Here is a 22,979-nt window from a genome sequence, read left to right as displayed (position 1 = left end):
AGTTTTGCCGTGGCGTCGGCACCACCCGAGATCGATGCGCAGGGTATGTTTTTCGTCTGCCCGAAGTGCGACAAGCGGAACGGCCTGTGGAAGGTTGGCGGCCGGCGGGCTGAAGACCCGCTGGTATTGGTGCAATCCGATGCATGCAAGGCCTGACCATGTATGTTTTCAACCCAACCAACGCGCTGTACTTCTATCCGCACCGGGTTCGCTTTGAGCCTGTGAAGGAAACTGCTGAACGCAGGCACCATCATCGCTGGCCATCCACGGCCGCTACTTCATCCCGGCACCTGGATATCGATCCGCAGGGCGTGCGAGAGGATCACTGGGATGGAGAGAATGTCGTGGATGCCAGTACAGAGCCGGACGAGCATTAGCAGGATTCGCCATGGCTCTTCAATGGACAGGGTATCGATCATGACCAGTGTCACCGGCAAGACCAGCAATGGCTTTATGTACGAAGGGGATTACGAACATGCCAGCCATGGCCGTGTCACCTGGACGGCCACGTATCGACGCGATGGCATCTTTTTCGGCATGCGGCACGGACGTATCAACGAACTCACCGATATTCCCGTCACGGAAATCGACGCGGTGGTGAAGGACGAGATTGAATCGACCTGGGTGCAGTCGAGGTAGGGGTTGTTCCGCGGTGACTTGATTGGCGTTGAAGCTCAGCTATCCGCGTGATTAGCTCCCTCCCCTGCTTGCGACGCAAAGCTAGTCCCGTGGGACAGGGGAGGGCTGGGGAGGGGTGAGTACTTGAGAAAGCGTATCGGGAGAGGTTTTCTCAAGGGCTTACCCCCTCCCGGCCTCCCCCTGCTCGCAGGGGGAGGAGAAAAGCGTGTCGAGCCGAGATTCGACACCCATCAGACGCCACCAAAACTTACTGCCGCGCCTCAATCCTCAATCCATAAGGCGTCAACCAGCGCTCGACGCCCTCGAACACGCCCTGCACGATCAAGGCGAGCAGCGCTGCCGGCACCGCCCCCTCAAGAATCAGCCCGATGTTGTCCAGACGGATACCGGTGAGGATGGGTTGCCCGTAGCCGCCCGCACCAATCAGGGCGGCGAGCGTAGCGGTGCCGACGTTGATCACAGCGGCGGTCTTGATGCCGGCGAGGATCGAGCGCATCGCCATGGGCAGCTCCACGCGGCGCAAACGCACACTGCTCGGCAGCCCCAGTGCCGCGGCGGATTCGAGCAGGTCATGCGGAATGCCGACCAGCCCCGCATGGGTGTTACGCACGATGGGCAGCAGGCTGTAGAGAAACAGCGCCGCGATAGCCGGCCATGTGCCGATGCCGAACAGCGGAATCATGAAAACAAACATCGCCAGCGACGGCACCGTTTGCAGTACGCCGGTGAGGCCGATGACGATCTGCCCCAGCCGCTTGCGCCGCGCCGCCAGAATGCCCAACGGGATCGCCAGCACCACAGCCAGGCCGAGCGAAAGAATCACCAGCTTCACGTGCTCGATGGTGCGCTTGAGCAAGCGCGAGCCGAGGCTCGCATCGTCGCCATCCGCCTGCACACCCAGAAAACGCGCAGCGACTTCCGTCTCCTTGACGCCCTTGAGCTTCGCCTCGGCATTCATTTGCCGCATCGAGGCTTCATCGATGCGGCCGGTGAGTTTGCGCAACGCGGCGATAAAAGCCGGCTGGTTCTGCTCAAGCTCCAGGCGATAGAGAAACACCGCCTCATAGCGCGGAAAGTAGCGGCGGTCGTCGTCCAGCACGCGCAGGTGGTAATACGCGATCTCGGCATCAGTGCTGTACAGATCGATGGCGTCGACCGCGCGGCTCGCCACCGCGCGATACGACAAGCTGTGGTCCAGGCCGCGCACCTGCGTCTGCGGCAGGCCGTAGCGCTGGCGCACACCGGGCCAGCCGTCCTCGCGATCCATGAACTCGTTGGAGAACCCGAAGCGCAGTTCGGGATGCGCCGCCAGTTCGGAGATGCGCGTGATGCCCAGCTGCGTGGCGCGATCCTCGCGCATGCCGATGGCGTAGGTGTCGTTGAAACCGAGCGAGTCGGTGACGCCGATGCCGAGCGGCTTCAGCTTCGCGCGCAGTGCCGCGATATCGGCATCGGGCGCGATGTCTTTCAACAACTCGTGCGTCAGCGTGCCGGTGTATTCCGGGTAGGCATCGATATCGCCATGCTTCAGGGCGCTCCACAGAATGCTGGTACCGCCCAGCTCGCGCTGGTGCTGTACCGGCGCACCCGTGTCGCGCGCGTTGAGCCGGGCGATCTCGGCCAGGATCACCGACTCGGTAAATTGCTTGGAGCCGATGCGAACCGGCGCGGCGCCCAGCTGCATCGACGACAACAGCAGTAGCGTCAGCAGCAGAAGGCGCCTCATGCGGAAGGCTCCGGCAAGCGACGCTGTGCCGCCACGAAACGGCTGACAAAAGCATCCGCCGGCCGGTGACGCAGATCGTCGATGCGGCCGTCCTGCACGACCCGGCCTTCGCGCAGCAGGATCAAACGCTCCGCAAACCATGCCGCCTCGGCCAGATCGTGCGTCACCACAATCACGGTCTTGCCGAGCTGATCGAAGATCAACTTGAGCTCATCCTGTAGCTCGTGGCGCACGATGGGGTCCAGCGCACCCAGGGGCTCATCGAGCAGCAACGCGTCCGGGTTCAACATCAGGCCACGCATCAAGGCGACGCGCTGGCGCTGGCCGCCGGAGAGTTCAGCGGGATAGCGCTCCAGTACGTTGTGCGGGAGATGCGTCAGCTCGGCCAACTCTTCCGCACGCTGGCGAATGTGCGCCGCGCTCCACCCCAGGTGGCGAGGCAGCAGCGCCAGATTGCCGAGTACCGTGAGATGCGGAAACAGACCGCCCTCCTGAATCACGTAGCCCACGCGTTGCCGCAGGGCCAGCACCTGCGAACGCTCCAGCACGCGGCCTTCCGACTTGACCACGCCTTCATCGGGCCAGTCCAGACCCAGCAGCAAACGCAGCGCAGTCGACTTGCCGGAACCGCTGCTGCCGATCAGGGCCGTGGTGCTTCCGGGCGCTACCGCAAAGCTCACATCATGGAGCGCCCGCACCGCGCCGTAGCGCTTGCTGACGCGCTCCAGCGCAAAGGCTGCCGCTGGCGCCTCAACCGCGGACAAGGCCATGTCCATGGCACGGCGATGGTATGGCGCACGAAACGCTCCGGCGGGATACGCCGGATGTTCTCTGTGTGGAAGCCTGGTAGCAATGCGGCCGTGGCATGGGCCAAGACTCTACTGCAAGTCTCCCGCCACACGAATGCCGTCCACATCAAAAGGCATGTCACTCTATAGCGGCTATATGAAAGCCCGCGAGGCCAGCTAACGACGGTTCGCGCTTTCGCCTATCCATGCCAGCCGGAAAACACCGCTTGACCAGCATAGACATCGCCCACCCCTTGTTCGTCGAACCGGTTAGCCGACCATGATCGGCGGTGCCATCGATAGTTGGCTGACACACCTGTCGGCGCGCAAGCTCCAGCACAGCCACGGCAAGAGCCTGCCCACTCGCTTCATCGACACTCCGGTCGGCGCGGTGCGCACGTATGACTCGGGATCGGCAAAACCCTGTGTCGTGATGGTGCCCGATGGCCCCAACGTCATCGAGCACTACGCCGCATTGATCGACCGGCTTGCCCAGGAATGGCGCGTGGTGTGCTTCGACATGCCGGGTTTTGGTCATTCGCTTCCACAGCGCTCTTACACGCACTCGCTGGATCAAGGCGCGCAGGCCGTGCTCGGCGTGCTTGATAGCCTCGGCATCGAGCACACCACGCTGGCTTTCAGTTGTGCCAACGGCTTTTACGCATTGCGCGCCGCCAAGCTCGCGCCGGCGCGCGTGTCGCATCTGTTGCTTTCACAGACGCCGTCGCTCGCGGCGATGCACGCATGGACTGCTCGCGTCATACCGAAACCGCTGCGCATGCCTGTCGTCGGTCAGGTCGCTGCATGGATCTTCAGAAACAAAGCGGCTTCAAGCTGGTACGGCGCGGCGCTGCCCAGAACGACCGACCCACAACCTTTACGGATGAAAGCTCTCGACGCCCTGGAGAGCGGCGCCTGCTTTTGCCTGGCGGGTGTCGTGCAAGGCTTGGCAAAAGAACAGATGGCGTCGCTATGTGGCGTGACTACGCCATGCACCATGATCTGGGGCGAACAGGATCGCTCGCACCGGCAGACCGATCCGTGCTCTCTGCATGCATGCGTGCCTCACGCGGAGATCGTGCGCTTTGCGGATTGCGGGCACTTCCCGGATATAGAACAGCCGGAACGCTTTGCTGACGTCCTGATGAGTCGGATGACAAATGGGGCATAGCAGCCACCAAACGTGAAACCGGGGTCAGAGTCGGCTTCTTTAACTCCAATCTTGTAGTACCGGATGGCCCCAGACCCACATTCCGCGTCTCACAGGCACAACCGCTACTTCCTATCCGCCAATCGCGACGCATGGCTGGCCACCAGTACCCAGCCACCCGACTTACGCACGTACGTATCGGTGAACTGGAAATCCAATGCATAGGGCTTGCCTTCGTTCTTGCCCTCCACCCGCGTGATGCCGGTGACCACGGCGGCATCGCCATACAGACGCACTTTCGAATCGCGATTGCGGAACACCTCGTACTTCGTTCCGCTGCGCAAATCGGCGACTTCATCCGCTCGCGTGGTGACTTTGCCGGTGGAGCTCGTCAAGGTGAAGGTCGGATCCAGATGCTGCTCCAGCCAATCCGCGTCTTCATGCTCGAAAGCCGCGCAGATAGCGCGTTCGGCCTGCAGGACCTGTTGCACGTCCTCCTTCTCTGAGGACATGGCCGGCCCGCTTGCGAGCAGTAGCACCGGCAGGAGAAACACTAGTAGGGCATTGGCGCTGCGCATGGGCTGCTCCAGCTTGAGTTGTCCATTTATTACAGCATGCCCTGGGCTTTGGGGCTGACGTCATGAAAGGTCCGCTCGGACCCCAGTTTCGCTCCGGAAGCGGTCACCAGAATTCTCTGATGGCAAGTTGTCATCACCTGCTCCTTACTATCGCGCTGACCCACCTGAGGAGAGCGAAGTGAGCATTTTCGGCGACATCGTCAACAAGCTGTTTGGCAAGGCGAAACCCAGCGAACCGGCCCCGGCCGAACCCACGCCCGACCCGGTGGCCACGCAGGCCGCAACCCCTGCCGCCCCGCCCGCGCCCGCGCCGCTGGCCGATGTGGATATTGCCGCGATCATGGATCAGCTGGTTAGTGAGAGCGGCCAGACATTGAACTGGCGCACCTCGATCGTCGACACCATGAAGGCGCTGGGTATCGACAGCAGCCTGGCGCACCGCAAGGAGCTCGCCGGGGAACTCAAGTACACCGGCGATACCAACGACTCCGCCACTATGAACATCTGGTTGCACAGGCAGCTGATGCAGGCGCTGGCGGCGAACGGCGGCAAGCTGCCAGCCGATCTGACCCAGTAAGTCTCGGACCAGAAGTTTTACGTTGACAGAGCGAAGCGGATGGCAGGTGCCTCCACTTCGCTTCTTTATTCCAAAGATGTCTTGTAGCTGTATGTCCGCGAGCTTCCCGCATTCGCTAGGAATGTTCCGATTCAAGTGGCACCGACAGGTCGGCAACCTATCAAGGCAGAGAGGGCGGCTCGACGCGATACGCAGGGACTGTGGATCAACGGGCCGTCATTTCCCACTGGCAGTTGTCTGAACGTGGGGTTTTGGCAACACGGCTAAGTGCCCGCGGTGACGCGCGCGGCGGACAAGCCGGATCAGCTTGCAGCCCCCCCTGGGCTGATCCGTCCGCGGGGATCTCTGTTCAAAAACAAGAAGGGAGCGGATCAGCGATGATCCGCTCCCTTTCTTTTTGCCGTGATCGCCAACCTCGAAGCATTGGTATGGCCGATCACGTGGAAACGCCGCTTCACATCGATACCGTGGCTTGAGAACACAGTCATAGAACCGATTCACACAGACGCGCAGACTTCGGCGCCTGCGCAGTCGTCGTGTTCAAAGAGTCTTGCGCGATCCTTACGTTTGGCGCGCGCCTCTTCTTTCATGTCTGCTGCGCAGTTCCCCTGTTGCTACCGCAAGGGTGGCGACATCCCCTGAAGCAGAGATGGAGATCGGCATGAAGAGCAGCAAGGTTCGGATGCTTGCGCATGGTCTGTGCGCGACATTGGCTGTGTGGTCATTGGCCCCTTCGGCCTGGGCCGGTATGGGTCATACGTATTACGTTGCCACCACCGGTGACGACAATGCGGCCGGCACGCTGGATGCGCCGTGGCGCACGATCGGGCGCGCGGCGCGCAGTGTGTTGGCGGGCGATACGGTCTATGTGCGCGGCGGTATCTATAAGGAAACGGTCGATGTGCGGCAGTCGGGTTCGGCGGCAGCCGGGCCGATTGTTTTCGCCAGTTACCCGGGTGAAACGGCGGCATTGAATGGCAGCGGGCTGGTGGTGCCGGCCGGCGCCATGCGCGGGTTGTGGAATTTGAACAACGTCAGCTATGTGACGATCCAGGGCTTTGACGTGGGTTACTACAGCACCAACAGCAGTACGGCGACGCCGGTCGGCATTTATATCTCCGGCGGCGGCAGCCAGGTGCAGATTCTCGGCAATCGCATCCATGACATCGTCAATAAGCTGGAGCGCTGCCCGAATGGCAATGCCTTTGGCATCGAGGTGTATGCGAACGATCCGGCGACGTCGATCAGCGGCCTGACCATCGATGGCAATGAAGTTGATCATCTTCGCCTGGGCTGCAGTGAGTCGTTGTCGCTGACCGGTAATGTCGAGCAGTGGACGATCTCCAATAACAAAGTGCACGACAACGACAATATCGGCATTGCCGCACTCGGCTTCGAGAGCATGGTGACCAGCAGCGGCAGCACGTTCCGGAGCCAGGCGCGCGATGGCGTGATCAGCGGCAACACGGTTTACAACATCAGCTCGCAGGGCAATCCTGCGTATCCTGCCGGGGATTTCTCCAGCGACGGCATTTACGTGGAAGGCGGTACGCGCATTGTGATCGAGCGCAACCTGGTGCAGCAGGCCGATATCGGCATTGAGCTGGCCTGCGAGACGTCAGGACGCTTCACCAGCAACGTCACGGCGCGAAACAATCTGGTGCAGTTTTCCAACGTGACCGGCATTTCGATCGGTGGCGCCAGCAGCAGCAACGGCGGCACGCAGAACGCCACCATCGTCAACAACACGCTGTTCCGCAATGACACGCAGGCTACGGGCAGCGGCGAGTTCCAGATTCAGTACCACGCCAGCGGCACGGTGTTCGAGAACAACCTGCTTTATGCCAATAGCAACGGCTTGTTGGTCAACTTCTGGCCGGGTGCGTCAGGCAATGCGGGTTATGGCAACCCGGGCACCATCGATCACAACCTTTATTTCGCCGACGGCGGTGTCGATAACGCCAACTGGATTTGGCTGGGTAAGAGCTACACAGGTGTGAGCGCCTACCGGTCGGCCAGCCACAGTGATCAGGCGACGGTGCTGGCGGATCCGCAGTTCCAGAGCATCACGACGACGCCACCTGACCTGCATGTCAGCGCGACTTCGCCGGCGAAGGGAACAGGACTGCTACTGCCGTCGACCACGGTAGGCACGCTGGACTATGCGGGGCAGCCACGTCTGAGCAGCGCGGGCCTGATCGATATCGGTGCTTATCAGCAACCCTGAGCAGGTCGGTGCAGGTTGCGATGGGTCGGCGATGCCGGCCCATCGTTTTAGAGGTCTGCCAATCGGTGCGCATCAACATGCGGCATGTCAGTCAGAGTGCACGCAGACCCGGTCCGTTTCTGCATGGATCCAACCGCTCGTCGTATGGAGCGTCGGCGACGCGTCCATTGCCCTCGGGCGTCCGCGCGTTTGTCCGCGGACAGTGGATGGGTGCCCACAGCGCAACGAAAATGGCTTGATACAACGATCAGCGTAGGTCGGTACGCGTCTTGCTACACCGACCCGACAGCGCTTCTGCTGAGAGAGGGTGCCATGCGCATTGGATGTTTATCGTTCGTCGCTGTACTGGGTTTGTGCCTTGGCAGTTCATGCCTGCGCGCCGAAGAGCCGCCTTCGCCTGGCAACCGTGCCGAGGCGATCAAGATCATCGCCGACATGCGCCGCATCGTGACGCCTGATGGTGTGGAGCGGCACGAGAAGGTGCGTATCGGCGGTATCGATCAATGGGTCAGCATTCGCGGCAATGACAAGCGAAACCCCGTACTGCTCGTGCTGCACGGCGGACCCGGTTGGGTTTCGATGCCGATGAGCTGGTATTTCCAGCGTGGCTGGGAGGAATACTTCACCGTGGTGCAGTGGGATCAGCGCGGCGCCGGCAGCACTTATGCGGACAACGATCCTGCCGCAGTGGCTCCTACGATGACGCCGGAACGCATGGTCGCCGACTCCGAAGAAATGGTGGCGTGGCTGCGGAAGGAGTTCGGCCAGGAGAAGATTTTTGTGCTCGGCCATTCATGGGGTTCTTACCTCGGCCTTGAGGTTGCGCGACGGCATCCGGACTGGCTGTACGCCTATATCGGGATCGGCCAGATGACCAACATGCCGGAGAGCGAGCGCCTAGGGTGGCAGTTCGCGATGACGGAAGCGCGCAAGGCGGGCAATGCGGAAGCCATCAAGGAACTGGGGTCCATCGCTCCTTATGCCCAGGGAACAAAACCGGTGGCACTCAAGGATCTGATGATCCAGCGGAAGTGGCTCAACCAGTACGGCGGCATGGTGTACCGCAGAACGGGCGGCCAGGCGGAAAGCGCCGCCATGTCACTGTCGCCCGAATACACCGATCGTGATGTTGCCTTGATCGGCGAGGCCAGCGGGTACTCGGTCGACAAGTTGCTCAGCCATGCCGTGACGCTGGATCTGAGCAAGGTCGGGCAGCTCGATTGCCCGCTGATCCTGTTTCTGGGCAGGCACGACTACAACGTTTCGTCGAGCCTTGCCGCGGCGTGGTTTGAGAAGGTGCGGGCGCCGTCGAAGCGACTGGTGTGGTTTGAGGACTCCGCGCACGAGGTGATGAATGAGGAGCCGGGGAAAACGCTGATGTCGCTGGTGGAGTATGTGCGGCCGTTGGCGGGGGCGCGGGGTGCATCGAAAGCGGGCTCGCCCTGAGTCTCGATGAGTGGCGCATCTCAGCGGGCATTTCTCCCTACTCGCGACGCGAAGCTAGTCCTGTGGGGTAGGGAGAAACTGGGAAGGGATGAGCTCCTGGGAAAAGCTCACACGGAAAGGCCTTCTCAAGTACTCACCCCTCCCCAACCCTCCCCTGTCCCACGGGACTAGCTTTGCGTCGCAAGCAGGGGAGGGAGCTAGGGGCTGAGGTGGGGCGGCTCGACTGGCACCACGATCACACCCTCATTACCGCGGCAGATCAAACACCAGCACTTCCGCCGACTCCGCACCTTCCAGTGTGATGCCGCTTTCATTCTCGATCTTCAACGCATCGCCAGTCTTCAACGGGGTGCCGTTGACGATGAGGCTGCCGCGCGCCACATGCACATAGCCGAGACGGCCCGACGCCAGCGCATGGGTAAGCTTGTCGGCGCCGTCGAGGATCGACGCGTAGAGATACCCGTCCTGGTTCATGCGCAGCGAACCTTCGCGGCCATCCGGCGACACGATCAAACGCAACTGCCCGCGCTTTGACGCTTCGTCGAAGTGCTTCTCCTCGTAGCTCGGCTTCACGCCCTGCTGCTCCGGCATGATCCAGATCTGCAGGAAGTGCACGGTTTCTTTCGAATCGTGGTTGAACTCGCTGTGGCGCACACCGGTGCCGGCGCTCATGCGCTGCACGTCGCCATAGCGCAGGACCGAGCCGGTGCCCAGGCTGTCCTTATGTTCCAGCGCGCCGCCGAGCACATAGGAGATGATCTCCATGTTCTGGTGGCCATGGGTGCCGAAACCCTGGCCGCCCTGCACGCGGTCTTCGTTGATCACGCGCAGCGGGCCGAAACCCATGTGCTTGGGGTCGTAGTACTCGGCAAAGGAAAAGGTGTGGCGGGACGACAGCCAGCCGTGCTCGGCCAGACCGCGTTCTTCGCTTCTGCGTACGTGCAACATGGGAAACCTCCGGCTCTATATGCAATGGAATCGATGGCGGCTGTGGAGGCCGGCATTTCGGGCTATAAACCCCGAAAAACCTTGCCATCGATGGTTGATGGAGAGAGTATGAACCCCCATACCCCTGGCAAAAAGCGGAAAGATTTCCGCCCTATCATCGAATTTTTCGAATGCTCAGACTCAGCCTCGACGCCCTGCAGATCCTGGACGCTATCGACCGCCGCGGCTCGTTCGCGGCGGCGGGCAAAGAGCTGCACCGGGTGCCCTCCACCATCTCCTACACCGTGGCCAAGCTGGAGGAAGACCTTGGCGTGACGGTGTTCGAGCGCAGTGGCCCAAAGGTGGCACTGACCCGCGCCGGGCAGGAGCTGTTGAAGGAAGGCCGGCATCTGCTGCGCGCTGCGCAGGATCTGGAAGCGCGCGTACGTCGCGTCGCCTCCGGCTGGGAAACCGAGTTCGCCATCGGCATCGATTCACTGCTTGCACCGATCGCTTTGCAGGAAGACGTGCAGGCTTTTTATCAGGTAGCTGATCGCACCCGTCTGCGCATCGGACAGGAGGCGTTGTCTGGCACCTGGGAGGCGTTGCTTGAACGGCGCGCGGATCTGTTGATCGGCGCGGCCGGCGAAGGGCCATCCGGTGGTGGCTATATCGCCGAGCCGATGGGCGTGATGCCGTTTGTGTTTGTGGTGGCGCCGGGCCACCCGCTCGCCGCCGTGCCACATCCGCTGAGCAAGCTGGATCTGCAACAGCACCGCGCCATCGCGGTCGGCGATACGGCGCGCAAGCTGATATCGCGCACCGTGGGCCTGCTGTATGGCCAGGAGGCGCTGACCGTGCCCGACATCCGCAGCAAGTACGACTACCAGCGCGCCGGTCTCGGCTTCGGTTTTCTGCCGGAGCCCTATGTGCGCGCGGCGGTACGCAGCGGCGAGTTGATCGTGAAGGAAGTGGAAGAGCCGAAGCCGGCCGAGACCTTCTATCTCGCCTGGCGCACCGGCGAGGACGGAGCCGCGCTGCGCTGGTGGATCGAGCGGATGCGGCGCGCGGGCATGCTCGATCGATTGCTCGCACTGTCGTGCTGATCGCGGAGCCTGCCACCATTCCAGGAAGTGGAAGCCAAGCGGCATACTAAAGCGACCGGAAGCTGACACACCGAGAGAACAACCATGACCATTCTGGTGACGGGCAGCGCCGGCCATCTCGGCGAAGCGTTGATGCGTAGCTTGCATGCCGCCTCGCGCAGCGCCATCGGCATCGATCGCAAACCTTCGCCATTCACGCAGCGGGTTGGCGATATCGCGGATCGCGCTTTCGTGCGCAAGGCCATGCGCGGCGTGAGTGCAGTGATTCACACCGCCACGCTGCATAAACCGCACGTGGCCACGCACTCGGCGCAGGACTTTATCGACACCAATATCAGCGGCACCCTGGCGTTGCTGGAGGAAGCCGTTGCCGCCGGTGTGAACGCGTTCGTATTCACCAGTACCACCAGCACCTTCGGCGCCGCGCTGACACCCGGCACGGATCAGCCGGCAGCGTGGATCACCGAAAGCGTGGCGCCGATACCGAAGAACATCTACGGCACCACCAAGCTCGCCGCCGAGAACCTGTGTGAACTGTTTCACCGCAAACAGCGCCTACCGGTGCTGGTATTGCGCACCTCGCGCTTCTTTCCCGAGGCGGACGATCACGCCGAAACACGCGATGCCTACGACATCGCCAATGCGCAAGCGAACGAACTGCTCTACCGTCGCGCGGATATCGAGGATGTGGTGAGCGCGCATCTGCTCGCGATCGAGCGCGCGCCGGCCATTGGCTTTGGCCGCTACATCATCTCCGCCACCCCGCCGTTCGCAGCGGAAGACCTGGCGCTACTGCACCGCGATGCGCCCGCCGTGGTGCAGCGTTTGTTCCCTTCTTTCCAGGCGCTGTACAGCGCGCATGGATGGCGCATGTTTCCGCGCGTGGACCGTGTTTATGTCAACGACCTCGCACGGCAGGAGCTTGGCTGGCAGCCGAAGTATCACTTTGCGCATGTGCTGGATTGTCTTGCGGCAGGGCAGGATTTCCGCAGTCCACTCGCGTTGGCCGTGGGCGCGAAGGGCTATCACGACACGACGTTCGGCGATATGCCGTATCCGGTCACGCCATAGAAACGCATGACCGATGCCCCTCGCGTGACACGACAGCAGTATCACGGCGTGCAGCGGCTCGATGGCGTCGCCTGGATCAACTCGAAGTGGGTGCGGCTGCCGTTGCCTTCCACCAGGGTGAAGCGGGTGTCGCTTTCCGGAAACAGCGGATTGATGTCCGCGCCCAATTGGGGACGCGCCTTGTCCCGCCACACCATGTTGTCGCCCTGCACCATCCAGTAGCCGCGGTAACCGGTGGGATTACCGAAGCCCGCTTCGTTGGGCTCTTCGACGTAAGTGCCATCGTCCTTGAGCGTGAGGCGGAACATCAGGTTGCCGTTGCGCGATGACCACACGCCGACGTAACGGCAGGGAATCCTGGGCTTGGGGTGATCGGGCGCCGCTTCCAGCCGGGGCTCGCTTTGCAACAGACCTGTTTGTGCATCGACACAGGCGGACGCGCTCGCGTTGCATTCTTCTTCCACGCGCTGATGACGGAAATGCAGGAACGGCTTGACCGTCACCACACAAAACAGCGCGAGCAATCCGTAGATCACGATGCGCGTGCCCCACGCAAACGGACTGGGCAGATCGCGCGTCAACGTGTCCCTGGCCTTCTGCGGGATCGTGCGCCGCGAGACATACCGCACCAGCGGCAACACGGCATAGCGCAGCAGCAAGTACAGTAGCAGCGTGCCCAACAGCGCCAGCCAGGGCCACGGATTGTCCTTGACGCGTGCGACCAGCGCAGCGGTGCGCGACGGCGGCGGCGTGGGTTTTACAGGTGCGGCTGGTGTCTGTGCCGGTGTGGGCGGCAAACGGTCGCTGAAGATGCCGGGCATCTGCAACGCATCTTCCGGCGCCGTGGCGAAACCGGCACAGCTCGCCTTGCGATGAAAGAAACCACTGCCCACACCGCCATCCGGTGCACCTGCCACGGCCACCGTGCCATCGGCCAGCGCCACCATCGCACCTTCGGGCGAACTGACCCCGATACCGGGGTCGGGCAGCGTCGTGACTTTGGCGGTGCGCGCATCAAACAGTGTCAACAATGGCCACGACAGCGCACAACCATCCGGCAGCAGCTGCGCGTTGGCGCCCATCTTTTGGTACATCAACACGTAGGCCCACCGCTGCCTTACCGGGTCCCATAGCAGGCTGGGCGGATTGGGGCGGCTGCTTATCGCCTTTTGTTGCCCATTGGAAAACTGCAGCGTCATGTCCACGCGCGGACCAACGTTCTCCCAGTAGCTTGCAGCGGCAACGCTGATGTCGATCCAGTTGTTGCGTTCCGTATCGAGCAGCCGCGCCAGTGGGTGTTCGGTGCGAATCGGTGCGCCATAGGTCAGATCGTGGTCGTTCCATTGCATCGGCGCGGCCGTCCACTGCCGGGTTCGCTCGTCGAACACGAACGCCTCTTGCGCATTCGCCACCAGCACGACGCGGCCATCGGGCAGCAGACCAAGACCGATCGGCGAGTCGGAGACTTTCTCCAGTGGGATGTGCCCGCAGCTTTCCCACCGCTCGCTGTCTTCGCCGCCGATCTCGCACCACAGATCGTTCTGCCCGCCGAGGCCCAGATGCAGCACGCGGCCCGAGCGCAACTGGATCGCCTTGGTGTCGCGTCCATCGTGATAAGCCAGCTTGCCCGCGGACGCCCAGCTGTCGTTGCCAGGATTCCAGACTTGCGCGCTCCAGGTCTGGCCCTCTGTCCGCGCGATCGCCATCACTTTGCCGTTCGCCAGGGCAACCAGCGCAGGCTTGCTGTCCAGCGTTTCCATGGCCGTCGCTGCATCGGCTGTCGCCGGACGCCATTGCAGGATCTGGCGCTGGGTGAAGACCAGTGCGCTGCCGTCGGGCATGGCGATAAGGGTCGGTATGTAGCCCACGTCGAAAAACGAGTTGGGTTTGGTTCTGCCTGCCGGCCGCCACGTTTCCGTAGCCTTGTCCCAGAGCAAAGCCCAATCGATGGCGCCGGCCTCCATGGCGGAGAGACCACCCGTCACCAGCACATTGCCGTTCGCCAATCGCACCGCCGCCTGCCCCTGCAGCGGGCGCAGCAACGGCGTGCCGGCCGACCATTGCGCGTGCGGCGGGTCCCACAGTTCGACGGCATCCAGCGGATGGCCTGCCTCGTCATTGCCGCCGGCGATCATCACGCGGCCGTCGTCCAGCAACGTCGCCGTATGCGCATAGCGCGCATGCGCCAGTGGCGGCAGCTCCCGCCAGGCGCGCGTCGAGGCATCCCACAGTTCAACAGAGGCTATCGCGGCCCCGTGTTCGTCGATGCCGCCAGCCACCAGCACGGAGCCATCGCGCAGCGCGGTAGCGGTGTGTCGCGCGCGCGCCACATGCATCGCGGGAAACGATTCGATCTGGTCGTCGCGGTAACGCTCGACGCTGGCCAGAACGGGTTCGCGCTCAGGTGACAGCGCCGGATCAGATTCGCCACCGATCAACAGCACGCTGCCGTCGTCCAGCAAGGTGGCGGTGTGATAGATGCGTGGCTGCTCCAGCGAAGGGGCGTGCTCCCATTCGCCCGTCGTGCCGTTCCACAACGACAGCCTGGCATAGGGCGCCTGCGACGTGTCGTCCGCGCCGTCTTTCGACTGATCGCACAGACCGCCCGCGATCAGCAGCTTGTTGTCCGGCAGGGCCGTGAGGGTGTGCAGGTAGGCCGCGCCGTGGCATTCGGGCGGCAACGAGAGCTTCGACCAACCGTGCCGCTGCGGATTCCACAGCAACGGTTCGGGAGCGTAAGGAAAGCTGACGGTGCGAGAGCGACGGCGCAGCGACCACACAGGTTGCCCCTGCGCATCGCGCCAACCGGCATCCGGCGAAATGCCATAGACCAACACCTTGCCATCCGGCAGGCGCGCGATGGCGGCTTGCCGGAGCGTATCCACCGGATAGCGGCCGATGACGCGCAAGCTTCCCGCAGCAGGCACTGCCGCAAGATGCGCTGGCTCCGCCACCGGCAATGCGCTGCCCGAGATCTGCTGCGCATGTGCGGCGCCCGCCGCAGCGAGCAGCGCCACGCTGAAGATCCCGAACGCGTTTCCCCTGCATCTCCACGCGGACAGCCACCGCCGCCGCAAAACCTGCGCCATCCCCATACGTCCGTGGCCCCCTGTGGCCTCCTTCCGTGGCGTTGGAGCATAGCCGAGCCGGAAGGCGAATCGCCTCAGCGGTCGTGCCCAACCTCCACCCGTGCGTACTCCGCCGGGGTGCGCCCCACCAGCTTGCGGAAATCGCGGATGAAATGGGCCTGGTCGAAGTAGCCCAACTCCAGCGCCAACTCGGCCCAGGCGACGGCGCGGCCTTCCTGCAATTGCGCGATGGCTTCGTGCAGGCGATAGCGGTTGATTACCCACTTGGGGCCGATACCAACGTACTGCTGGAACAGCCGCTGCAACGCGCGCGTACCCAATCCGCTGTATTCGCTTATCTGCTCGACCGACGTGATGCCACGGTCGTCGGCAATGCGGGCGACGATGGCGCTAACGCGTTCCACCATCGCGTCGTGCGGCGGCAGGCGATCCAGCAGGAAGCGCTCGGCGAGGACGATCATGGCCTCGACATCCGGCGCGGCCAGCACGCCTGCCTCAAGCGACTCGGAGCCGGCGCCGAACACGTCGGGCACGGCCATCGATGTGTCCATCAAGGTGGAGACCGAGGTTTTCAGGAACGGATAGAAACCACCGGCCTTGAACTTGATACCGAACGTGCGGCCCTGTTCTTTCAGCTCGCAAGTAAAGCGGCCACTATGCACGCCATAGATGCGTGCCTGAGGCGGCTCGATCACCAGATGCACGTTGGGATGCGGCAAAGTCTCCTGCGTTTGTGGCGGCAAGCCGCGCAGATCCCAGCCGACAAACCAGAAATGCTCCACCAGCCAGGCCAAGGGCTGGCATGGCAGCCGACGCTCATGCTGAAAGCTGCCTTGCTCCAGCTTGGTGCGCAACACCCCACGCGCCTTGCCCGCCTGGGCATTCATGGCTGCGGCTCCGCGTGATGCTGTCGCGTTTTTCCAATCATTGGCGCACCGATGCTGTTGTCATATCCAAAAGCGGCGAGGCACGCCGCGCCATAGGGTAGGGCGACAGCCATGCACGTACGATTCCCCCGAACCGCTGCCATCATTCTGACCCTGGCGCTGACCACCGCCGCACAAGCCAATTCCAAGGAGACCACGATCATGCACGCCAGCGGCGATTTTGACGTCAAGATGACCCCGCAACCCGCCACCCCTGGTCTCGAGGCCACAAGCATTGGCCGGCAGACCATCGACAAGCACTTCCACGGCGACCTCGACGGCAGCAGCCAGGGCGAGATGGTGGCCACCATGACAGAGACCCAGGGCTCGGGTGCTTATGTGGCGCTCGAGCGCGTCACCGGCACCCTGCACGGCAAACGCGGCAGCTTCACCTTTGTGCACAGCGCCACCATGCATCGCGGCGTGCCGGATTGGTCGGTGCAGGTGGTGCCGGATTCCGGCACGGGTGAACTGGTGGGCTTGAGCGGTGCGATGGTGATTCATATCGACGACAAGGGAAAGCACACCTATACGTTCGACTATGCACTGTAGGAGCGCACCCTGTGCGCGATGAGCGCGCGAAAGGCGTCGCGCACAGGGTGCGCTCCTACAAACGGCGCCAACCTTCAAGGGCGGTCACCACGGCGATGGCGATCAACAACGCGCCCACTATCCGCCCCACGGCTTTGCTGTAAGTCGGCCGGGCCGCCAGCCATCCCTGCGCACCGCCCGCCGCGCAGGCGAGCAAGCCATACACGGCAAGCTGGGTGAGGGCGATCACGACACCCAGCACGATCGCTTGCGACCAAAGCGGTCCGTTCTCCCGTCGCATGAACTGCGGGAACACCGCCAGCATGAACAAATAGGCCTTGGGATTGAGCAGGCAGGTCAGCGCGCCGCGGCGAAACGTGACCCACCGCGAATGGCGTTCCGCGGCGGCCGTCGGCAGGAAGGCGCCATCGCTGCGCCAGATCGCATAACCGATCCAGGCGACATAGGCGGCACCGATCCACAACACCGCATTGAACGCGCCCGGCCATAGTTGCAGCACCACGCTGATCCCCAGCGTCGCCATCACCACGTGGCAGACCCCGCCCGCCATGATGCCACCTACCGCGGCTAGCCCGCTGCGTCGCCCGCCCATCAGCGAACTGCCCAACACATACGCCATATCCAGCCCGGGCAACACGATGATGCCGAGCACCAGGAGGAAGAACATGCCCAGTTGCAGGGAGGGAATCATGGCGTAGCGCCTCAGAGGGAATGGGCGCAGCCTACGAATCAAACAGGGCGCTATCCGCCCTGTTTGTTGGCTATGCTCCGCGCCATGTACCACCCCACTACTCGCGCCCTGGCCGTACTCGAACTGCTGCAGACACACCGTCGCATCAGCGGTGCGGAGATCGCGCGCCGGCTGGGGGTGGATACGCGCACGGTGCGCCGCTACATCGCCACGCTGGAAGAAATCGGCATTCCGATCACCGCCGAGCGCGGCCGCCACGGCGCTTATCTGTTGGTGGCCGGCTTCAAGCTGCCGCCGATGATGTTCACCGACGACGAAGCGTTGGCGCTGTCGGTGGGACTACTCGCGGCGCGCAGCATGGGGCTCACTGAAGCGTCCGCCGCCGTCGCCAGCGCACAAGCGAAGCTGGAACGCGTGATGCCCGAGCGGCTCAAGGGGCGCACACGTGCCGTGGCGGAGACGGTGATGCTGGATGTCTCACGCTCTTCCGCCGCAGGCGCCAGCGATATCTTGTTCACCCTCAGCACGGCGGCGCAGCAATATCGCCGCGTGCATCTGCGTTACTGCTCCGCCGAGGGTGAGGAGTCCGAGCGTGAGTTCGATCCCTATGGCCTCGCCCATCGCGGCGGTCAGTGGTACGTGGTGGGCATGTGCCATCTGCGCAAAGGGCTGCGTTCGTTCCGTCTCGACCGCGTCACGGAGGTGGATATGCTCGACGCCGGCTTCGTGCGCCCGTCCAATTTCGACGCGGTGGCGCATCTCACTTTCAGTATCGCTACGCTGCCACGCTCGATCACCGCCGAGGTTGTCTTGCACACCACGCTACAAGATGCCCTTGAACGGCTCGGCGGCAGCATGGGTTTGTTCGAGCCCGTAGAAGACGGCGTGCTATTGCGCGCACAGGTGGACGAGCTCGATTGGCTGGCGCGCCAATTGGCGAGACTGCCGTTTGATTTCTGCGTGCGGCAGCCACCGGCGCTGCGGGATGCGTTGAACGTGTTATCCCAGCGGTTGAGCAAGTTGGCGGACACCAACACACCACCCCTCCCATCGCCACAGTGATCGGAGGAACCGCGGCGGGACGAGCAAGGGATGAGCAGACCACACGCTCCCTCCCCTGCGTGTCCCACAGGGACTACTACGGCCGCAGCAGGGAAGGGCCGGGGTGGGGTCAAGCCCCACACGAATGCATGAAGCTCAACTCGCCATACCCACTCAGCGGAGCTATCAGCTGCTGTGATCCAGAATCACCTTCCACCCATCCCTGGTCTTTTCCCACACCAGCGAAAACACACCGTCATCTTTGGCGGCTGCGCCATGCGCCGTGCGATCAAGATGAAAGCGCCCCGTCGCGGCAGCGTATTGGGCATGACCATCCGCGCAAGGCAACATCCGGACCTCGATGTCGGAGTAGGTCAGCTTGCCCATCTGCTCCTTGGTGGCGTAGTTCTTCCTGTAGCTCTCCAGGATGGGCTGAAAACCCTTGCGCACCTTGGCGCCGATGAAAGTGGTATCCGGCGCATCTTTGTACGTACTCATGAATCCAGCGATATCGCCGCGGTTCCACGCTGCTTCAGTGGTCGTCAGCACTTGCCTTATCGCTGCCTCATCGCTCGCAGCGGATGGAGGCGAAGCAGCGAAAACCGCGGTACTCGTCACCAGCCATAGAACGCTGGTCCACAAGGAAAATTTTTCAGCCTTCATCGGTCACCCCTACGTATCTCTTGGTTAGCGCCAAGTCTCAGCTACGCTCCCCTCTCGTCATTCCGGCGAAGGCCGGAATCCAGTGAAGGATACGTGCGAAGCACACAAAATCCATATTGGGTGCTGCACGAAGCTTATCGGACTGAATTCCGGCCTTCGCTGGAATGACAACATGTGACGCTTCATACATCGGCCGAGACTCGATGCTAATCAGGTCGTGCCAGTTGCCATATTGCGGGATCGCCGTACAGATCTTGCATCCGCGGCCTGGCGCACGCGGGTAACTGCAACCAGCGGTTGTAGTGCAACCGTCAGTTGTAACTCATGGCAACCGTTATCCTGCTGCTCACTTGTCCTGCGCCCACCGACGCGCCGGTCTTGTAGTACTGCGCCGTCAACCCGAGCACTGCCTGGCCACCCGCCACCGGAACGCTGCGCACGTTGGTGGTGCCGTTGGCGCCAATGGTCTGGTTGTCGCTGGTGGTGAAGAGCCGCACGCCCACGCCCGGGGCATCCGCCGAGTTCTTGAAGATCACCCCATTGCTTCCATCCGCCGTTCCCGTAAAGGTGAAATTAGCGAAGGACGGGTTGTATTGGCAGTTATTGACGGTGAGGGCGAATGGCGTATCGCCAATGCTTGGGCTGTTGTTGAATCGCTGACTTTGACCGGGGCCATGGTCACTATCTTGTTGACGTCACCGGCACTAATGTCACAAGTGGGATTTTCAACAATGATCTGCCCAGAGCCATTATTGAAAGTCACAAACACCGGATTAGCAGGGAAAGCAGACCCACCACCGGTGGTCGCTCCCTGGGGTACGGCAATGCTCCCGCCCCGGGTGATGGGGCCGGTTTTGTAATAGGTCAATCGGATCGCTCTCGATGCAGGGGCCTGAGGGCGCCCTGACAAACCGATGGTGTATTGAAAAACTGCGGACAGGTCACCAAACGTGCCTGGATAAGCGCGCCGTGGATTTCCCGCACCATCGTCAATAATGAATCACACGCCGGGAATATTGGTGTTAGCTATCTGAGTTGATCCAACAAAATAGTTTGCATAAGTTACCGCCGGAGCGGCGATCAACCCCATGCTTATCGGACCTGCCGATGGGCAGTTAAAGTTGCTGCCGGAGTAATATCTGGTGGCTTGATAAAGGATCGACCCATTCGGCAGGCCGTTGTCCACCCTAATGGCAGGAACAGAGAAACTCACCAACTCCGGAGCGGAAGCACTGCAGAAGCTCTGGGCGAACCTATGATTCGACCATCCGAAAAGGACAAATAGCATGGCCACTCTTCTCAATAAATACATGGCTTTTGCTTTCCTTCCGGACATAAGAGCCTTATCGTCTTTACATATAGTTGTCTTGTAACTCTCAGTTGTAGCTCATGGTGACGGTTGCCCTGGTCGTGACCTGACCCGCGCCAACCGTAGCTCCTGTCTTGTAGTACTGCGCCCCCAACGACAGCACCGCCTGGCCACCACTGACCGTGACCGTTTGCGCATTGTTGGTGCCGTTGGCGCCGATGGTCTGGCTGCTGTCGCTGGCCGGATAAATGCGGACGCCTACGCCCGCCGCGTCACCGGTGCTCTTGAACAACACTGGGTTGGTGCTATCGGGCGTACCGGAAAACGTAAAGGTGGCCGACGTCGCGTTCTGGCAGTTGGCCGCCGTGAGGGTAAAGGGCACATCACCCGTACCCGGGCTGTTATTGAAGTCGCTGCTCTTTACCCTTTGCAAGGTCACCGACTTATTGACGTCGCCAGCGATGATCGTGCAGGTCGGTATGTCCGGCTGGATGATGATAGGACTATTGGCATTCCATAGAATCAAATCTCCAAAATCTGCCTGCGCTACTTTGGCTATTGTTCCAGAAATATTGCCGCCCTCGACAACTGGTCCAATCTTTATCACCTTTATGTAGAGCGCACGAGAGCCGGCACCGAAGGCTAAATTCTGATTTATCCAAGAATTATTGTCGTACTTAAATGGAAACACACCACCACAAGCACTACAACTCAAGACAAACTTCAAGCCAACTCCTTGGACGCTTGTTGTATAAACATTCGCATAAGAAGACATCGCCGTCACCCCGGTAGTCCAGGTGAAATTCTGCGTGCTTCCAATGCCCCCACACTGTAGATACCAAGGGGAATACGGCCCTATAAAGGGCACAGCAGGCAGTTCTGCAATAACGGACCCATTTGGTGTATTCGCGCCAACTACAATAGGAGGAATGGGAGGCACGTTAATAACCCATGGCGCCGGACGACTGTGATCCGCAGGAAACGAGATGCCATTGACCACATAACACCACGGCGCCGCGTGCGAAAAAACCGGCATGAGCAACCATATCGATATTAATAAATAACAGAATTTTTTCATGCCACCACTCTAGATTACTTGCAAGAATTAACGGTCTATGTGCGAAACCAGCAGCTGCAATTTTCTCATAGATGGCATCTATGATTTATCCGAAAAATCATCGTTTTGACGCTCATATATTTTTGAGCCATCCATAGGTTTCGCCCACCCATGTTTTGACACCTTGCGCTTCTCAACAGCCTGTTAGAAACCCGAATAGTCCGTCTTTATTCGTCAACAAAAGGCCCGTGCGCATATGACGCCGCGCCGATATTGGATCGGTATGACGCGGCATTGAAGCCAGGTCCGCGCGAAATCTATATGTCAGTTGTAGCTCATGGTGACGGTCGCCCTGGTCGTGACCTGACCCGCGCCAACCGTGGCTCCTGTCTTGTAGTACTGCGCCCCCAACGACAGCACCGCCTGGCCACCACTGACCGTGACCGTTTGCGCATTGTTGGTGCCGTTGGCGCCGATGGTCTGGCTGCTGTCGCTGGCCGGATAAATGCGGACGCCTACGCCCGCCGCGTCACCGGTGCTCTTGAACAACACTGGGTTGGTGCTATCGGGCGTACCGGAAAACGTAAAGGTGGCCGACGTCGCGTTCTGGCAGTTGGCCGCCGTGAGGGTAAAGGGCACATCACCCGTACCCGGGCTGCTGTTGAAGTCGCTGCTCTTAACCGTTTGCAAGGTCACCGACTTATTGACGTCGCCGGCGATGATCGTGCAAGTGGGCATAGCTGGCTTGATCGGAACGGGATTGTTAAATCTAATGGATACAAATTGTCCATTGTGACTGTTGAAATAGCCGGCAACCTCCCCTGAAAGCTGCCCCTCCCCTCCCATGACAGGGCCAGTTTTGACAAGCTCAACCATTATTAATCCGCTGGCACCAACAAGGGAGGTACCACCACTCGAAACAAATTGAGTTTGCGGCCAATATCCAAGAATCGCGTCTGTCCAGAATCTAAATCTAATACCGATGCCACCAATACCCGTTGGATATGTCGAATAACGCCCTTGCGCCCCGGTTGTCCCCCTATATGTGATGACCCGAGACGAGTCGCAGTATAACTTTCCTCCAACACCGTTGTTATCCGATGCATGTGCAGCGTAAATAACCGCTCCGTCAGGAATATCGGGGTCGAAGGGTGGTGGTGCATAATTGTCTATCGTATATATAATCATGTCACCAGCATTACCGCCTGTCGGCGTGGGGACACAAGTCGCTGGTGAATCGATGGGTATAAGCAATATCGTTAACAGCAGGAATATATGAAGCCCGTTTTTCATAATGAGTTTCGAAATAGGGTAACTGGCAAAAATTCCATTTGCTTCACTGGATTTCGAAGCGAGTGGCGGCGTGCAAAAAAAGCTGAGCACACATGAAGCAGCGCGGACTTTGGATGGTGCTGG

Annotated in this window: 20 protein-coding genes and 2 pseudogenes; 10 read left to right on the top strand and 12 right to left on the bottom strand. The window is 61.2% G+C overall.

Annotated elements, in window-relative coordinates:
• Positions 1-143 precede the first annotated feature (143 nt).
• Together ISS97_RS02330 and ISS97_RS02325 are read left to right on the top strand one after the other, a co-directional pair.
• Entirely contained in the window at positions 144-377 is a 234-nt protein-coding gene (locus ISS97_RS02330) for a hypothetical protein (protein WP_379984740.1), read from the top strand.
• Between the two features lie 40 nt (positions 378-417).
• On the top strand, positions 418-639 hold the full coding sequence (locus ISS97_RS02325; protein WP_379984739.1) for a TonB-dependent receptor: 222 nt from the start codon (positions 418-420) through the stop codon (positions 637-639).
• A gap of 247 nt (positions 640-886) precedes the next feature.
• Here ISS97_RS02325 and ISS97_RS02320 read toward each other — a convergent pair whose 3' ends face one another.
• Entirely contained in the window at positions 887-2,365 is a 1,479-nt protein-coding gene (locus tag ISS97_RS02320; protein ID WP_379984738.1) for an ABC transporter permease/substrate-binding protein, read from the bottom strand.
• Entirely contained in the window at positions 2,362-3,135 is a 774-nt protein-coding gene (locus ISS97_RS02315; protein WP_379984737.1) for an ATP-binding cassette domain-containing protein, read from the bottom strand. The genes ISS97_RS02320 and ISS97_RS02315 overlap by 4 nt, the downstream gene beginning before the upstream one ends.
• Positions 3,136-3,433: 298 nt before the next feature.
• Here ISS97_RS02315 and ISS97_RS02310 point away from each other — a divergent pair, with 298 nt between their 5' ends.
• The gene (locus ISS97_RS02310) at positions 3,434-4,324 is read left to right on the top strand and encodes an alpha/beta fold hydrolase (protein ID WP_379984736.1); all 891 of its coding nucleotides are present in this window, start codon (positions 3,434-3,436) and stop codon (positions 4,322-4,324) included.
• Between the two features lie 104 nt (positions 4,325-4,428).
• Here the strand turns inward: ISS97_RS02310 and ISS97_RS02305 are convergent, their stop codons facing one another.
• Positions 4,429-4,881: a nuclear transport factor 2 family protein gene (locus tag ISS97_RS02305; RefSeq protein ID WP_379984735.1), complete on the bottom strand. Its 453-nt coding sequence runs from the start codon at positions 4,879-4,881 to the stop codon at positions 4,429-4,431.
• Between the two features lie 178 nt (positions 4,882-5,059).
• Here ISS97_RS02305 and ISS97_RS02300 point away from each other — a divergent pair, with 178 nt between their 5' ends.
• The 3 genes from ISS97_RS02300 (at position 5,060) to ISS97_RS02290 (ending at position 9,131) form a co-directional block, all read left to right on the top strand.
• Positions 5,060-5,458 (top strand): DUF3597 domain-containing protein, encoded by a 399-nt coding sequence (locus ISS97_RS02300; protein ID WP_379984734.1) that lies wholly within the window; start codon positions 5,060-5,062, stop codon positions 5,456-5,458.
• Positions 5,459-6,119: 661 nt separating this feature from the next.
• The gene (locus tag ISS97_RS02295; protein WP_379984733.1) at positions 6,120-7,685 is read left to right on the top strand and encodes a right-handed parallel beta-helix repeat-containing protein; all 1,566 of its coding nucleotides are present in this window, start codon (positions 6,120-6,122) and stop codon (positions 7,683-7,685) included.
• Between the two features lie 210 nt (positions 7,686-7,895).
• On the top strand, positions 7,896-9,131 hold the full coding sequence (locus ISS97_RS02290) for an alpha/beta hydrolase (RefSeq protein ID WP_379984732.1): 1,236 nt from the start codon (positions 7,896-7,898) through the stop codon (positions 9,129-9,131).
• A gap of 246 nt (positions 9,132-9,377) precedes the next feature.
• Here the strand turns inward: ISS97_RS02290 and ISS97_RS02285 are convergent, their stop codons facing one another.
• Complete coding sequence (locus ISS97_RS02285; RefSeq protein ID WP_379984731.1) at positions 9,378-10,079, bottom strand: pirin family protein; 702 nt, start codon at positions 10,077-10,079, stop codon at positions 9,378-9,380.
• Positions 10,080-10,249: 170 nt separating this feature from the next.
• On the opposite strand from ISS97_RS02285, the gene ISS97_RS02280 reads away from it, so the two are divergent.
• Both ISS97_RS02280 and ISS97_RS02275 read left to right on the top strand, forming a co-directional pair.
• Positions 10,250-11,164: a LysR substrate-binding domain-containing protein gene (locus ISS97_RS02280; protein WP_379984730.1), complete on the top strand. Its 915-nt coding sequence runs from the start codon at positions 10,250-10,252 to the stop codon at positions 11,162-11,164.
• Positions 11,165-11,248: 84 nt separating this feature from the next.
• Positions 11,249-12,235 (top strand): NAD-dependent epimerase/dehydratase family protein, encoded by a 987-nt coding sequence (locus tag ISS97_RS02275; RefSeq protein WP_379984729.1) that lies wholly within the window; start codon positions 11,249-11,251, stop codon positions 12,233-12,235.
• 41 nt (positions 12,236-12,276) lie between these two features.
• Here the strand turns inward: ISS97_RS02275 and ISS97_RS02270 are convergent, their stop codons facing one another.
• Together ISS97_RS02270 and ISS97_RS02265 are read right to left on the bottom strand one after the other, a co-directional pair.
• Entirely contained in the window at positions 12,277-15,252 is a 2,976-nt protein-coding gene (locus tag ISS97_RS02270; RefSeq protein WP_379984728.1) for a Kelch repeat-containing protein, read from the bottom strand.
• Positions 15,253-15,398: 146 nt separating this feature from the next.
• Positions 15,399-16,211, bottom strand: a complete 813-nt coding sequence (locus ISS97_RS02265; protein ID WP_379984727.1) for a DUF6597 domain-containing transcriptional factor — start codon at positions 16,209-16,211, stop codon at positions 15,399-15,401.
• 111 nt (positions 16,212-16,322) lie between these two features.
• Here ISS97_RS02265 and ISS97_RS02260 point away from each other — a divergent pair, with 111 nt between their 5' ends.
• Complete coding sequence (locus ISS97_RS02260) at positions 16,323-16,802, top strand: DUF3224 domain-containing protein (protein ID WP_379984726.1); 480 nt, start codon at positions 16,323-16,325, stop codon at positions 16,800-16,802.
• Positions 16,803-16,857: 55 nt separating this feature from the next.
• On the opposite strand, the gene ISS97_RS02255 is transcribed toward ISS97_RS02260, so the two are convergent.
• Positions 16,858-17,493 carry a LysE family translocator gene (locus tag ISS97_RS02255; RefSeq protein WP_379984725.1) on the bottom strand — a complete coding sequence of 212 codons (636 nt, stop codon included), beginning with the start codon at positions 17,491-17,493 and terminating at the stop codon, positions 16,858-16,860.
• A gap of 84 nt (positions 17,494-17,577) precedes the next feature.
• Between ISS97_RS02255 and ISS97_RS02250 the strand changes: the two genes are divergently transcribed.
• Positions 17,578-18,555: a helix-turn-helix transcriptional regulator gene (locus ISS97_RS02250; RefSeq protein WP_379984724.1), complete on the top strand. Its 978-nt coding sequence runs from the start codon at positions 17,578-17,580 to the stop codon at positions 18,553-18,555.
• A 165-nt stretch (positions 18,556-18,720) separates the two neighbouring features.
• Here ISS97_RS02250 and ISS97_RS02245 read toward each other — a convergent pair whose 3' ends face one another.
• The 5 genes and pseudogenes from ISS97_RS02245 to ISS97_RS02225 all read right to left on the bottom strand — a co-directional run.
• Positions 18,721-19,197, bottom strand: coding sequence for a YybH family protein (locus tag ISS97_RS02245; RefSeq protein ID WP_379984723.1), 477 nt, complete (start codon positions 19,195-19,197; stop codon positions 18,721-18,723).
• Between the two features lie 311 nt (positions 19,198-19,508).
• Positions 19,509-19,844: pseudogene (locus tag ISS97_RS02240) on the bottom strand (fimbrial protein); the annotation flags it as partial.
• A 729-nt stretch (positions 19,845-20,573) separates the two neighbouring features.
• The gene (locus ISS97_RS02235) at positions 20,574-21,542 is read right to left on the bottom strand and encodes a fimbrial protein (protein ID WP_379985004.1); all 969 of its coding nucleotides are present in this window, start codon (positions 21,540-21,542) and stop codon (positions 20,574-20,576) included.
• A 345-nt stretch (positions 21,543-21,887) separates the two neighbouring features.
• Positions 21,888-22,301 carry a fimbrial protein gene (locus ISS97_RS02230; RefSeq protein ID WP_379985003.1) on the bottom strand — a complete coding sequence of 138 codons (414 nt, stop codon included), beginning with the start codon at positions 22,299-22,301 and terminating at the stop codon, positions 21,888-21,890.
• Between the two features lie 60 nt (positions 22,302-22,361).
• Positions 22,362-22,751: pseudogene (locus ISS97_RS02225) on the bottom strand (hypothetical protein); the annotation flags it as partial.
• Positions 22,752-22,979 lie beyond the last annotated feature (228 nt).

The organism is Dyella koreensis, from assembly GCF_044904565.1.
GTDB lineage: Bacteria > Pseudomonadota > Gammaproteobacteria > Xanthomonadales > Rhodanobacteraceae > Dyella_D > Dyella_D koreensis.
Note: the sequence above shows the minus strand (reverse complement) of the source record. Positions and strands in the feature narration are given on the sequence as shown.

Excerpts from the sequence above, each read along its gene's own strand:
- ISS97_RS02315 (WP_379984737.1), bottom strand. The coding sequence starts at position 3,135 with ATGGCCTTGTCCGCGGTTGAGGCGCCAGCGGCAGCCTTTGCGCTGGAG.
- ISS97_RS02280 (WP_379984730.1), top strand. The coding sequence starts at position 10,250 with ATGCTCAGACTCAGCCTCGACGCCCTGCAGATCCTGGACGCTATCGAC.
- ISS97_RS02310 (WP_379984736.1), top strand. The coding sequence starts at position 3,434 with ATGATCGGCGGTGCCATCGATAGTTGGCTGACACACCTGTCGGCGCGC.
- ISS97_RS02235 (WP_379985004.1), bottom strand. The coding sequence starts at position 21,542 with ATGCCGGTTTTTTCGCACGCGGCGCCGTGGTGTTATGTGGTCAATGGC.
- ISS97_RS02245 (WP_379984723.1), bottom strand. The coding sequence starts at position 19,197 with ATGAAGGCTGAAAAATTTTCCTTGTGGACCAGCGTTCTATGGCTGGTG.
- ISS97_RS02295 (WP_379984733.1), top strand. The coding sequence starts at position 6,120 with ATGAAGAGCAGCAAGGTTCGGATGCTTGCGCATGGTCTGTGCGCGACA.
- ISS97_RS02330 (WP_379984740.1), top strand. The coding sequence starts at position 144 with ATGCAAGGCCTGACCATGTATGTTTTCAACCCAACCAACGCGCTGTAC.
- ISS97_RS02230 (WP_379985003.1), bottom strand. The coding sequence starts at position 22,301 with ATGCCCACTTGCACGATCATCGCCGGCGACGTCAATAAGTCGGTGACC.
- ISS97_RS02255 (WP_379984725.1), bottom strand. The coding sequence starts at position 17,493 with ATGATTCCCTCCCTGCAACTGGGCATGTTCTTCCTCCTGGTGCTCGGC.
- ISS97_RS02265 (WP_379984727.1), bottom strand. The coding sequence starts at position 16,211 with ATGAATGCCCAGGCGGGCAAGGCGCGTGGGGTGTTGCGCACCAAGCTG.
- ISS97_RS02305 (WP_379984735.1), bottom strand. The coding sequence starts at position 4,881 with ATGCGCAGCGCCAATGCCCTACTAGTGTTTCTCCTGCCGGTGCTACTG.
- ISS97_RS02260 (WP_379984726.1), top strand. The coding sequence starts at position 16,323 with ATGCACGTACGATTCCCCCGAACCGCTGCCATCATTCTGACCCTGGCG.
- ISS97_RS02285 (WP_379984731.1), bottom strand. The coding sequence starts at position 10,079 with ATGTTGCACGTACGCAGAAGCGAAGAACGCGGTCTGGCCGAGCACGGC.
- ISS97_RS02275 (WP_379984729.1), top strand. The coding sequence starts at position 11,249 with ATGACCATTCTGGTGACGGGCAGCGCCGGCCATCTCGGCGAAGCGTTG.
- ISS97_RS02320 (WP_379984738.1), bottom strand. The coding sequence starts at position 2,365 with ATGAGGCGCCTTCTGCTGCTGACGCTACTGCTGTTGTCGTCGATGCAG.
- ISS97_RS02325 (WP_379984739.1), top strand. The coding sequence starts at position 418 with ATGACCAGTGTCACCGGCAAGACCAGCAATGGCTTTATGTACGAAGGG.
- ISS97_RS02250 (WP_379984724.1), top strand. The coding sequence starts at position 17,578 with ATGTACCACCCCACTACTCGCGCCCTGGCCGTACTCGAACTGCTGCAG.